This window comes from Bartonella tribocorum, from assembly GCF_002777915.1.
In the GTDB taxonomy this organism is placed as follows: Bacteria; Pseudomonadota; Alphaproteobacteria; order Rhizobiales; family Rhizobiaceae; genus Bartonella; species Bartonella tribocorum_A.
In genome coordinates, this window is sequence record NZ_NJGE01000022.1 from 16,000 (window position 1) to 27,814 (window position 11,815).

Sequence of the window (11,815 nt, forward strand, 5' to 3'; positions counted from 1 at the left end):
TTAGCCTTTCATTACGTTAACATCTTCAACCGCAATGGAACCACGATTACGAAAAAAAACAACAAGAATTGCTAAACCAATGGCAGCTTCAGCCGCTGCGACAGTTAAAACAAATAAAGCAAATATTTGACCGACGAGATCATGAAGAAATGCTGAAAATGCAACAAAATTGAGATTAACTGAGAGTAATATAAGCTCTATAGACATCAAGATAATAATCACATTTTTTCTATTAAGAAAAATTCCAGCAATACCAATTGTAAACATCAAAGCAGAAACAGTGAGATAATGTGTAATATCAATATACATATCCATAGCCCCCCTTAAATACCTTTGCCTGATTCAACTTGCTTGATTTCAATGGCACTTTCTACCGTTCTAGAAACTTGCTCCGCAATAGACTGTCGTTTGACTCCTGATTTATGACGAAGTGTTAAAACAATAGCACCAATCATTGCAACCAATAAAATTATTCCAGCAATTTGAAAATAGAAAACATAATCCGTATAGAGAATATCCCCTAATGCCTGTGTATTTGTTTGCTGCACTAAATCTGGCATTGGGTGCGTAACATGTGTTCTTAAAACTGGAGAAAAATGGCTACTCACAAAAACAACAATCAATTCTACAGCAATCATAACGCCAATAAGAGCTCCAATAGGCGCATATCGAAGAGCGCCACTTTTCAACTCAGCAAAATCAACGTCAAGCATCATAACGACAAATAAAAATAAAACAGCGACAGCTCCAACATAAACAACAAGCAGAATAAGCCCCAAAAACTCTGCTCCTGCAAGCAAAAATAAAGCTGCTGCATTAAAAAATGCAAGGATTAAAAATAAAACAGAATGCACAGGATTGCGTGCTGTAATAACAATCACTGCACTTGTTAGCATAATAAAAGCAAACAAATAGAAAAATGCCGCCGCTAGATCTGTTAGCATAGGCTTCTCCTTAATTATCCAAACAATTGGTACAAAACTTTCATACCAGATTACAATCTATCGGAAAATTATCCGACACCTCATTTAGCGATACACTTAACGATAAGGTGCATCCATCAATATATTTCGAGCAATTTCTCGCTCCCAACGATCCCCATTCATTAAAAGTTTTTCTTTATCATAATAGAGTTCTTCACGCGTTTCTGTTGCAAATTCAAAATTTGGACCTTCAACAATAGCCTCTACTGGACAAGCTTCTTGACAAAAACCGCAGTAAATACACTTAACCATATCAATATCATAACGAACCGTTCTCCGTGTACCATCATTCCGTCGCGGTCCAGCTTCAATTGTAATCGCTTGTGCAGGGCAAATGGCTTCACATAATTTACAGGCAATACACCGTTCTTCACCATTCGGATAGCGACGCAGCGCATGTTCACCACGAAAACGCTGGGATACAAACCCCTTTTCATAAGGATAATTAATCGTAGGCTTTGGTGAAAAAAATTGACGCATGGCTAAGAAAAAAGCACTCACAAATTCTAATAGAAGGAGTGACTTTGCAGCCTGAATAAAACCTGACATCGTAAAATCTCCTCTTAAACGAAATTCGTAAACTTTAAAAAAGCTGCAGTTATCACAACCATGGCTAATGAGAGAGGAAGAAAAACCTTCCAACCAAGCCGCATGAGCTGATCATAGCGATAACGTGGAACAAATGCTTTAACAATAGCAAACCAAAAAAATACAAAACAGACTTTTAAAACAAACCAAATAACACTAGGAATCCAATTAAGCCACCAAACATCTAAAGGAGGGAGCCAACCGCCTAAAAATAAAATGGTTGTTAATGCGCACATTAAAACAATAGCAACATATTCACCAAGGAAGAAAAGCATATAAGGCGTTGAAGAATATTCTACCATATGACCAGCAACAAGCTCTGATTCCGCTTCCACCAAATCGAATGGAGGACGATTTGTCTCTGCAAGCGCAGAAATAAAAAATATAATAAACATTGGAAAAAGGACCAACCAATTCCAATCGAGAAAACTGTTAAAAGGCAGACCTAGAGTTGTACCAAAGCCTTTTGTTTGTTTAAGAACAATTGTTGTAAGATCCAACGAACCGCTTACTAAAATAACGGTCACAAGCACAAAACCAATAGAAACTTCATAAGAAACCATTTGTGCCGCTGAACGAAGAGCTCCTAAGAAAGGATATTTTGAATTTGATGCCCACCCCCCCATAATAACACCATAAACTTCAAGAGATGAAATGGCTAAGATATAAAGCAAACCAACATTAATCTTCGCAACTTCCCACCCCTCACTGACAGGAATAACAGCCCAAGTTGATAAGGCAAGTGTCGCAGAAACAAAAGGTGCCAAAAGGAAAACCCCCTTATTTGCACCTGCTGGGATAATAGGTTCTTTCACAACAAATTTAATTAAATCTGCAAAAGACTGTAGCAATCCCCACGGACCAACAACATTGGGACCACGTCGCAATTGTACCGCAGCCCAAATCTTTCTATCTGCATAGAGAAGATAAGCAACTAAAATCAACAAAACAACCAAAAGAAGGAGTGTCTTTCCAACGATAATAAGGAATGGCAACAGCCAAGTCATAAAGAAATCATACATCATTATTCCTTTTCTTTTGCCCTTACTCTACAGCTTGCATAGCACGGCTCTTTGCAAGAGATGAACATTCAGCCATAACGGCAGAAGCACGTGCTATCGGATTTGTCAAATAAAAGTCTTTAACCATAGAAATAAATGTTTGACTCTCTAGGGAAACCACTTTTGAACCAAGCGCCTTAAGATCACTTATATCAGAAGGCATTATATCATCAACCGCATCAAGATGTGGATAATCATTAAACAAGCATTGTCTTAATTGAGAGAGAGAATCAAAAGGGAGTCTTTGTCCTAAAACATCCGATAAGGCACGTAAAATAGCCCAATCTTCTTTTGCTTCACCTGGCGCGAAACCAGCCCGATTTGTCATTTGAACACGCCCTTCTGTATTCACATAAAGCCCTGATTTTTCAGTATAAGCCGATGCAGGTAAAATAACATCAGCAGCATGTGCACCATTATCGCCATGGCTACCAATATAGATTTTAAAAGCTTTTATATTGGCCAATTCCACCTCATCAGCACCAAGCAAAAATAGAACTTCACAGGTTTTAAGAATATTTGCAACCCCAAGTTGAGACGTAAAACCTATCTCCAACCCTCCAACGGTTGACGCTGCATTATGAAGAACCCCAAACCCATTCCATTCTTCACTAAGAGCACCAATATCATCCGCTAATTTAGCAAGGCTTTTTAAAACAGATAGCCCTTCATTTCCTGAAACCGCTCCCTCTCCGATAAGAAGAAGAGGCCTCTTTGCTTCTTTTAAGACATTTAAAAAAGCATCCTCTCCACGAATAAGTGTATTTAATGCATCACTCCCAGATCCAAGATAAGAATAAGGATAACGTAAATCGACTTCCTCTCCAATGAGCGCAATAGGAAAGTTTCCCATTCTTTGGCGCTTTAAAATACGCGCATTTAAAACAGCAGCTTCATGGCGTGGATTAGAACCCACAATAAGTAAAGCATCAGCTTGTTCAATCCCCGCAATTGTAGGATTAAAAATATAACTCGAACGTCCAAACTCTGGCGATAAAGCAACGCCTTTTTGACGACAATCAAAGAGTTTTGAACCCAACGAGATCAGTAATGCTTTAAGGGCATACATTTCTTCAACAGAAGCAAGATCTCCAGCAATAGCTCCAATTTTTTCTGGCAAGATTTTAGAAATGACGGTTTTAATTTTTGCAAAAGCTTCTGCCCAACTGACAGGCTGAAGTCTTCCGTCTTTACGTACATAGGGTCTGTCAAGACGCTGAGTCCGTAATCCATCCCAAATAAAACGCGTTTTGTCAGAAATCCATTCCTCATTTACATCTTCATTTGTACGCGGCATAATCCGCATAACTTCACGGCCGCGACTATCAATACGGATAGCACTGCCAAGAGCATCCATCACATCAATTGATTCCGTTTTCACCAATTCCCACGGACGCGCATGAAATGCGTAAGGTTTTGAAGTTAAAGCCCCCACTGGACAAAGATCAATAACATTCCCCTGTAATTCAGATGTCATAGCTTTTTCAAGATATGTCGTAATTTCAGCATCTTCACCACGACCGATCAAACCAAGCTCAGAAATACCTGCAACTTCCGTTGTAAAACGAACACACCGTGTGCAATGAATACACCTTGTCATAACAGTTTTGACAAGAGGCCCAATATATTTATCTTCTACAGCACGTTTATTTTCTGTATAACGAGAACAATCTCGCCCATAAAGCATTGCTTGATCTTGAAGATCGCATTCTCCTCCTTGATCGCACACTGGACAATCCAAAGGATGATTAATGAGAAGAAACTCCATAACACCTTCACGTGCTTTTTTTACCATCGCCGTATTGGTAAAAATTTCTGGTGCTTCACCGTTAGGCCCTACCCGCAAATCACGAACCCCCATCGCACAAGAAGCCTGAGGCTTTGGAGGACCGCCCTTGACCTCAACTAAACACATGCGACAATTGCCAGCAATTGACAAAGATTCATGAAAACAAAAACGCGGAACTTCTGCCCCAGCCGCCTCAGCTGCCTGAAGCAACGTGTAGTAATCAGGAACTTCAATCTCTTTGCCATCAACTTTGATATTTATCATCACTCATCCAACCTGCGGATAATCCACTTAAAATTTGCATTCGGTTGCTCTTTTAAAAATCTTCTATCCCACTGCTTCCAAAGCAATATTTTTTCTTTGCACGACATTTCGCGTATATTCATCAATTCTACGCTCGATTTCAGGACGGAAATTACGGATCAACCCTTGTACTGGCCACGCTGCAGCATCACCAAGGGCGCAAATCGTGTGCCCTTCAACCTGTTTAGAAACCTCAAATAACAGATCAATTTCACGCTTCTGCGCTCTTCCCTCAACCATACGTCCTAAAAGGCGCATCATCCACCCTGTGCCCTCACGGCATGGCGTACACTGACCACAACTTTCGTGCTTAAAAAAAGCAGCTATACGCCAAATTGCCTTTATGATATCAGTCGATTTATCCATAACAATCATCCCCCCTGTGCCAAAAGAAGATCCGACATCACGCATTCCATCAAAATCCATGATCGCATCGACCATATCCTCACCACGAACAACCGGACAAGAAGCACCTCCTGGAATAACCGCTAAAAGATTATTCCATCCGCCACGAATACCCCCCGTATGTTTTTCAATTAATTCACGGAAAGAAACACCCAGAGCTTCTTCAAAGGTACAAGGTGCATTAACATGCCCAGAAACCATAAATAATTTTGTTCCGACATTATTTGCACGCCCAATTGATGAAAACCACGAAGCACCTCGACGTAAAATCGTTGGAACAACCGCTATCGATTCGACATTGTTGACGGTTGTTGGACAGCCATAAATCCCCATATTTGCAGGGAATGGCGGTTTGAGACGAGGTTGTCCTTTTTTTCCCTCAAGACTTTCGAGAAGCGCTGTTTCTTCACCACAAATATAAGCACCGGCCCCATGATGAATAATAATATCACAAGCATGACCATATTTTGTTTTTTTGCCAAGCAAGCCTGCTTCATAACATTCATCCACAGCCGCTTGAAGCGCTTCACGTTCACGAATATATTCACCACGAATATAAATAAAAGCGACATTTGATCCCATGGCAAAAGTAGCAATTGCACATCCTTCAATCAAAGTATGGGGGTCATGTCGTAAAATATCGCGGTCTTTACATGTCCCAGGCTCCGATTCATCAGCGTTAACAACCAAATAATGAGGACGACCATCATTCTGCTTTGGCATAAAAGACCATTTCATTCCAGTAGGAAAACCAGCACCACCACGACCGCGTAAACCTGACGCCTTCACCTCATCAATGATCCAATCACGACCTTTATTAATAATCTCTTTCAGACCACTCCAATGCCCACGCAACATTGCAGCCTTTAATGATTTGTCTTTTAAACCATAAATATTGGTGAAGATACGGTCTTTATCAGTTAGCATACCCCACCTTTTTCTCTATTACCCGTAGCATTTTTAGCTTTTCCTCAAATGCAATTTTAAAAAACTTCTTAAAACTTTCTACTTTTAATTAAATGTCGTTATAATATGGATAAAATAATGAAATATCTTTTCAAAAAATATTTAACTAAGATTCCATTCCCTTATGATTCTTTTTCTTTGAAGATTTGGGAGATTTTCTTTTTTCTTCATCTTCAAGAAGAGATGTTAAACCACTAATTGGCTCTGATGATTGACGACTGTTTTGTGGACCAGCCGCTATCTCAGCCCCCTTTCCTGCCTCAAATGCATCAATAATCTCTTCAAGGCGTTCAGCTGTAAGGTCTTCATAAGTATCTTTAAAAATCATCACCATAGGAGCATTAACACAAGCGCCAAGACACTCCACCTCCTCCCATGATAATGTTCCATCCTGATTGGTCGTAAAAGGTTCATGATGAATTTTTTTCTGACAAACCTTTATCAATTCATCAGAACCACGTAACATACAAGGAGTTGTACCACACACTTGAATATGCGCTTTTGTTCCTACAGGCTTAAGCTGAAACTGAGTATAAAAAGTAGCAACCTCTAAGACTCGGATATACGCCATAGAAAGAATTTGAGCAATATGCTCAATTGCAGCACGTGTCACCCAACCATCTTGCTCTTGTGCACGCATTAATAACGGAATAACAGCCGATTGTTCACGCCCTACAGGATATTTTTCTATGGTATTTTTCACCCATATCTGATTTTCCTTTGTAAAAGAAAACTCTGCGGGTTGATAGACATCATCTGCAAGACGGCGTACGGACATTAGCGATCAACCTCCCCAAAAACAATATCAATCGAACCCAAAATAGCTGTAGCATCCGCCAACATATGACCTCGGGTTAAAAAATCCATAGCTTGGAGATGCGCAAACCCAGGAGCACGCAACTTAACACGATAAGGCTTATTGGTTCCATCAGAAACAAGATAAACACCAAACTCACCCTTTGGCGCCTCTACTGCAACATAGACTTCTCCAGGAGGCGTATGAAAACCTTCTGTATAGAGTTTAAAGTGATGAATCAGCGCTTCCATTGAGCTTTTCATCTCAGACCGCTTTGGTGGTACAATCTTACGATCTAAACTCGAAACTGGCCCATTCTTTTCACTACCAAGTAACCGTTCTACGCATTGACGCATAATTTTCGCTGATTGACGCATTTCTTCCATGCGAATAAGATAGCGATCATAACAATCACTATTTTTACCTATAGGAATATCAAATTCCATTTCATCATAACATTCATAAGGCTGGCTTTTACGCAAATCCCATGGCACACCAGCACCACGGATCATAACACCAGAAAAACCACGTGCCCAAGCCTCGTCAATACTGACAACACCAATATCCACATTACGCTGCTTAAAAATCCGATTTGGTGTTACAAGCGCATCAAGTTTTTCAAGAGAAACAAGAAACGGATCAATAAAATTACCAATGTCCTCAACTAAAGATTCCGGTAAGTCTTGATGCACACCACCGGGACGAAAATAATTGGCATGAAGACGAGCGCCACAAGCACGCTCATAAAAAATCATCAATCTTTCACGTTGCTCAAACCCCCAAAGCGGTGGAGTCAAAGCACCAACATCCATTGCCTGTGTCGTTACATTAAGCAAATGATTAAGAATACGCCCAATTTCAGAAAACAAAACACGTATTAACTGTCCTCTTTTGGGAACCTCAACACCTAATAATTTTTCAATCGCAAGAACAAAAGCATGTTCCTGATTCATAGGAGCAACATAATCTAAACGATCTAGATAAGGCCCTGCTTGAAGATACGTCTTTGTTTCCATTAATTTTTCGGTACCGCGATGTAATAACCCGATATGCGGATCTACACGCTCAACAACTTCACCATCCAACTCTAGAACCATGCGCAAAACGCCATGCGCTGCAGGATGCTGCGGACCAAAATTGATATTAAAGTTTCGAACATTGACCTCAGCCACTATCAACCCCTTGCTTTTTAAAAAACTTCATATCAAATATTAAAAATAATTTATCATATTAAAAACATTTAATTATTTAAGAAATACACTACTCTCATATAACGCTTTATCAAAACAAATCTTATTTTTTTCCATCTTATTTTTCATCACAAGGTAAAACATATTGTCCTCCTTCCCAAGGAGAAAGAAAATCAAAATTACGCATTTCTTGGCGCAAAACAACGGGCTCATAAATCACCCTCTTTGCTTCATTATCATAACGACATTCAACAAATCCTGTCACAGGAAAGTCTTTGCGTAAAGGATATCCTTCAAACCCATAATCTGTTAAAATCCGTCTCAAATCCGGATGACCTGAAAATAAAATCCCATACATATCATAAGTTTCACGTTCATACCACTCTGCGCCAGGATAAACCGTACAAGCTGAAGCAACAGGGGTATTTTCATCTGTACGAACTTTAACACGTAAGCGTAAATTCTCACGAGGAGACAGTAACTGGTAAGAGACATCAAACCGCTTATCACGAGAAGGATAATCCACACCACTAATGTCTGTAAGATTAATAAATTGACAGCGAGAATCATCACGAACAAATATTAAGACATCCGTAATTGCATCAAGACGTGCCACAATGGTTAATTCACCAAAAGCAAGAACGGTCTCTTCAAGCTTATTTCCTAACTTGTTTTCCAAATAAGCAGCAAGTTCAATCAGTGTTTCATCCATCATGACACGAAAACTCTCTATCGCTCTATGGATCCGGTACGGCGGATTTTTTTCTGTAACAATAATATGCCGTATAATAATGCCTCTGCTGTAGGAGGACATCCTGGAACATATATATCGACAGGCACAATACGATCACACCCACGTACCACTGAATAGGAATAATGATAGTATCCCCCACCGTTTGCACATGATCCCATAGAAATCACATAACGTGGCTCTGGCATCTGATCATACACTTTTCTTAAAGCAGGCGCCATCTTATTCGTTAGAGTACCTGCGACCACCATCACATCGGACTGTCGGGGGGACGCTCGTGGTGCATATCCAAAACGCTCATTATCATAATGAGGCATTGAGCATTGCATCATTTCAATAGCACAACAAGCCAAACCAAAACTCATCCACATTAAAGAACCGGTACGGGCCCAAGTAATCAAGGCATCTGCTGAAGTAACTAAAAAACCTTTATCTGATAATTCAGCATTAATATCACGAAAAAACTTATCATCTGACCCTATCAATTCACCAGTATTGGGATCAATGATTCCTTTTGGTTTTGGAGCTATCATTGTTGAATTATTAGATCTTAATTCCATTCAAGAGCTCCTTTCTTCCATTCATATATAAATCCAATAGTCAAAATCGCTAAAAACACAATCATCGACCAAAAACCAAAAATACCTACCGAGTTGAATGAAACAGCCCAAGGAAAAAGAAAAGCAACTTCAAGATCAAAAATAATAAATAAAATTGAAACCAAATAGAAACGAATATCAAACTTCATGCGTGCATCACTAAATGAATTAAACCCACATTCATAAGCCGATAACTTTTCAGGATCAGGAGAACGATACGCTACAATGTAAGGTGTAATCAACAAAACTCCAGCAATAACCGCTGACACAATAATAAAAATCAAGACCGGCAAATAAGAGCTCAATAAATAAGCCATAACCCTCTTCCATCGTAACGAAATGTCTGAGTTTAACACAATGACTCGATATTGCGAGATCAAACAGACAACTTTAATAATCGCCCTATTAATTCTACTCATACTGCTTGAAAGGCATACAGAGCGATACTTTTCTTATTGGCATAGGTAACGCAGAGCAACAAAAGACGCAAGCCTTATTCTTATAAACCATGTAAAAAGGAAGAAAAAACATAGCACCCCCTAAACTAGACACTCCACCACCTAATTCATAGCACATGAATATCTTCAAAGAGAAATTCCATAAGGAAACATAAAATGGCGCGAGTGACGGGGCTCGAACCCGCGACCTCCGGCGTGACAGGCCAGCACTCTAACCAACTGAGCTACACTCGCGCATTTCTTTCGAACCAATTCATTATTGGCTCAAGGGGTCGTGTAAGGGGTTCATACGTTTATGTCAAGCAGACTTATACATTTTTTTTAAAAAATCATCAAATACAATCTTTATTCTTGCGTTTGCAAAAAAAATTCCTTAAAGAGTGCCTATTCAATTGCTGATCATTGGCATTGGGCGATTAGCTCAGCTGGTAGAGCGCCTCGTTTACACCGAGGATGTCGGGAGTTCGAGTCTCTCATCGCCCACCATCAAATTTCATATCAATAATAATTTTTGACCTTGCACATACTCGTGAGTAAGTAGGCTTTTAAAATTCGTCCGTTCAAGTTTATACTCTTTGCCTATGTGCAGTTAACATTTTAAAGTTCTATTCTTGAAAAACTACGCAATACCTTAACAACCGTTATAGCACTTTACCTTTATATCATTCAAAGAATTAAAAACTTCATTGTGAAAGCTTTGATTCTTTTAGTGTCTCGCTCAATAGGCTCTTTCTTCTCTTCAAATCAATTTCTTGCTAATCTTACAGCAAAAAGCGTTATAAATATATCCAATTTTTAGTCATGCTTGGGCTTGGAAGAAGTCTTAGACTATCAATGCAAATCTTGCCTAAAATTTTATTCAACTCGTGTAAGAATTTAAAAAAAATCACTATTAATCAATAAAAATTTAGCCGTGATTCTAGCTGAATTTTTGAACTTTTTCTTTATTAGAGTAAAATAGCTGTTTTCTTCAAGTTATTCTCTAACTGTACGAGATATCTAAATATTTTTATTAAAAAAATTAAAATATTTTAAAGAGCTTTCTTATTAAATCATACTTATTTAAAATCAATACAAACTTACCTTGAATAATATATCATTCTTACAAATTTATCTCTCATAAACTATCAGAGCAATAACTTTTTCGTTTCGCAAAATATGAACGAACTAAATGAATAAATATCTAGAAAAGTCAAATAATTCAAAAAATATATATCCGCAAAGAATTTGATATAATTTATCAAACATCTCCAACTGGATATGTCTTATCATTACGAAAATGCTTTTCAGAAATTTTAAAAATATCGCTTTGTAAAAACTTTTAGACAAGAAAATGAAATGATAAATATCATTTTTTCAGAAAGAATTGTTATTTTAAAATGTAAAACGATTAATTAACACACTCGAAGAATTAGCTTAAAAGGAATTATTTCGCTTGAAGAGAAAATAATTTTGCAAAAAAAGCTTGAGGGCATGTATTAAAATGATTGACCTTTTGCAAGAACTTTGTCAAAAAGCATATCTAATTTGGAGGGGTGGCCGAGCGGTTTAAGGCACCGGTCTTGAAAACCGGCGTGCAGAAGACTGTACCGTGGGTTCGAATCCCACCCCCTCCGCCACAGCGCTTTTATCGTGCTTGTAGCTTGCCAGCGGTGTAGCTTGCCAGCGGGTTTTGTATATTTTGCCACTGTAGCTTGTCATCGGGTTTTGCACAATTTGACAGCAGGTTTTGCATCAATTTATTTTTTTCGAAGGGTTTTTAAGGGGTTCTCAAAGGGACTTCAAAGACCTTTCAAAGATTGTTTAAAGCCCCTTTCGTGAATCGTTTTCTCTTTTCCTAATCACAATTGGTAATGATGAGCTCCTTACCAGCAATTGTGTTATTTAAAGAGTTACACGAATAAACTGTTTTCACCTCTTTTATAT

General features: G+C 38.7%; 11 protein-coding genes and 3 tRNA genes. 2 read left to right on the forward strand and 12 right to left on the reverse strand.

What is annotated here, in order from left to right:
- From nuoK to CER18_RS08040, 12 genes are all read right to left on the reverse strand, one after another.
- Complete coding sequence (gene nuoK, locus CER18_RS07985; protein ID WP_015856359.1) at positions 1-309, reverse strand: NADH-quinone oxidoreductase subunit NuoK; 309 nt, start codon at positions 307-309, stop codon at positions 1-3.
- Between the two features lie 14 nt (positions 310-323).
- Positions 324-944, reverse strand: coding sequence for an NADH-quinone oxidoreductase subunit J (locus tag CER18_RS07990; protein ID WP_100129491.1), 621 nt, complete (start codon positions 942-944; stop codon positions 324-326).
- A gap of 96 nt (positions 945-1,040) precedes the next feature.
- Complete coding sequence (nuoI, locus tag CER18_RS07995; RefSeq protein ID WP_004860049.1) at positions 1,041-1,532, reverse strand: NADH-quinone oxidoreductase subunit NuoI; 492 nt, start codon at positions 1,530-1,532, stop codon at positions 1,041-1,043.
- Positions 1,533-1,546: 14 nt separating this feature from the next.
- Positions 1,547-2,593, reverse strand: coding sequence for an NADH-quinone oxidoreductase subunit NuoH (nuoH, locus tag CER18_RS08000; RefSeq protein ID WP_100129492.1), 1,047 nt, complete (start codon positions 2,591-2,593; stop codon positions 1,547-1,549).
- A 22-nt stretch (positions 2,594-2,615) separates the two neighbouring features.
- Positions 2,616-4,685, reverse strand: a complete 2,070-nt coding sequence (gene nuoG / locus CER18_RS08005) for an NADH-quinone oxidoreductase subunit NuoG (protein WP_100129493.1) — start codon at positions 4,683-4,685, stop codon at positions 2,616-2,618.
- A 63-nt stretch (positions 4,686-4,748) separates the two neighbouring features.
- Complete coding sequence (gene nuoF, locus CER18_RS08010) at positions 4,749-6,056, reverse strand: NADH-quinone oxidoreductase subunit NuoF (RefSeq protein WP_100129494.1); 1,308 nt, start codon at positions 6,054-6,056, stop codon at positions 4,749-4,751.
- A gap of 145 nt (positions 6,057-6,201) precedes the next feature.
- Complete coding sequence (nuoE, locus tag CER18_RS08015; protein ID WP_100129495.1) at positions 6,202-6,873, reverse strand: NADH-quinone oxidoreductase subunit NuoE; 672 nt, start codon at positions 6,871-6,873, stop codon at positions 6,202-6,204.
- Positions 6,873-8,063, reverse strand: coding sequence for an NADH-quinone oxidoreductase subunit D (locus CER18_RS08020; RefSeq protein ID WP_100129496.1), 1,191 nt, complete (start codon positions 8,061-8,063; stop codon positions 6,873-6,875). The genes nuoE and CER18_RS08020 overlap by 1 nt, the downstream gene beginning before the upstream one ends.
- Positions 8,064-8,199: 136 nt before the next feature.
- Complete coding sequence (locus CER18_RS08025) at positions 8,200-8,796, reverse strand: NADH-quinone oxidoreductase subunit C (protein WP_100129497.1); 597 nt, start codon at positions 8,794-8,796, stop codon at positions 8,200-8,202.
- A 14-nt stretch (positions 8,797-8,810) separates the two neighbouring features.
- Positions 8,811-9,392: a NuoB/complex I 20 kDa subunit family protein gene (locus tag CER18_RS08030; RefSeq protein ID WP_100129498.1), complete on the reverse strand. Its 582-nt coding sequence runs from the start codon at positions 9,390-9,392 to the stop codon at positions 8,811-8,813.
- Positions 9,383-9,748: an NADH-quinone oxidoreductase subunit A gene (locus CER18_RS08035; protein ID WP_100129499.1), complete on the reverse strand. Its 366-nt coding sequence runs from the start codon at positions 9,746-9,748 to the stop codon at positions 9,383-9,385. The genes CER18_RS08030 and CER18_RS08035 overlap by 10 nt, the downstream gene beginning before the upstream one ends.
- A 298-nt stretch (positions 9,749-10,046) precedes the next feature.
- A tRNA-Asp gene (locus CER18_RS08040) sits at positions 10,047-10,123 on the reverse strand.
- A gap of 176 nt (positions 10,124-10,299) precedes the next feature.
- On the opposite strand from CER18_RS08040, the gene CER18_RS08045 reads away from it, so the two are divergent.
- Positions 10,300-10,375 (forward strand) — tRNA-Val (locus CER18_RS08045).
- A 1,043-nt stretch (positions 10,376-11,418) separates the two neighbouring features.
- Positions 11,419-11,508: transfer RNA gene (locus CER18_RS08050), tRNA-Ser, on the forward strand.
- The last annotated feature ends 307 nt before the right edge of the window (positions 11,509-11,815 follow it).

Coding starts and splice junctions, on each gene's coding strand:
- nuoH (WP_100129492.1), bottom strand. CDS start 2,593: ATGTATGATTTCTTTATGACTTGGCTGTTGCCATTCCTTATTATCGTT.
- nuoK (WP_015856359.1), bottom strand. CDS start 309: ATGTATATTGATATTACACATTATCTCACTGTTTCTGCTTTGATGTTT.
- CER18_RS08025 (WP_100129497.1), bottom strand. CDS start 8,796: ATGATGGATGAAACACTGATTGAACTTGCTGCTTATTTGGAAAACAAG.
- nuoF (WP_100129494.1), bottom strand. CDS start 6,056: ATGCTAACTGATAAAGACCGTATCTTCACCAATATTTATGGTTTAAAA.
- nuoG (WP_100129493.1), bottom strand. CDS start 4,685: ATGATAAATATCAAAGTTGATGGCAAAGAGATTGAAGTTCCTGATTAC.
- nuoI (WP_004860049.1), bottom strand. CDS start 1,532: ATGTCAGGTTTTATTCAGGCTGCAAAGTCACTCCTTCTATTAGAATTT.
- CER18_RS07990 (WP_100129491.1), bottom strand. CDS start 944: ATGCTAACAGATCTAGCGGCGGCATTTTTCTATTTGTTTGCTTTTATT.
- CER18_RS08035 (WP_100129499.1), bottom strand. CDS start 9,748: ATGGCTTATTTATTGAGCTCTTATTTGCCGGTCTTGATTTTTATTATT.
- CER18_RS08030 (WP_100129498.1), bottom strand. CDS start 9,392: ATGGAATTAAGATCTAATAATTCAACAATGATAGCTCCAAAACCAAAA.
- nuoE (WP_100129495.1), bottom strand. CDS start 6,873: ATGTCCGTACGCCGTCTTGCAGATGATGTCTATCAACCCGCAGAGTTT.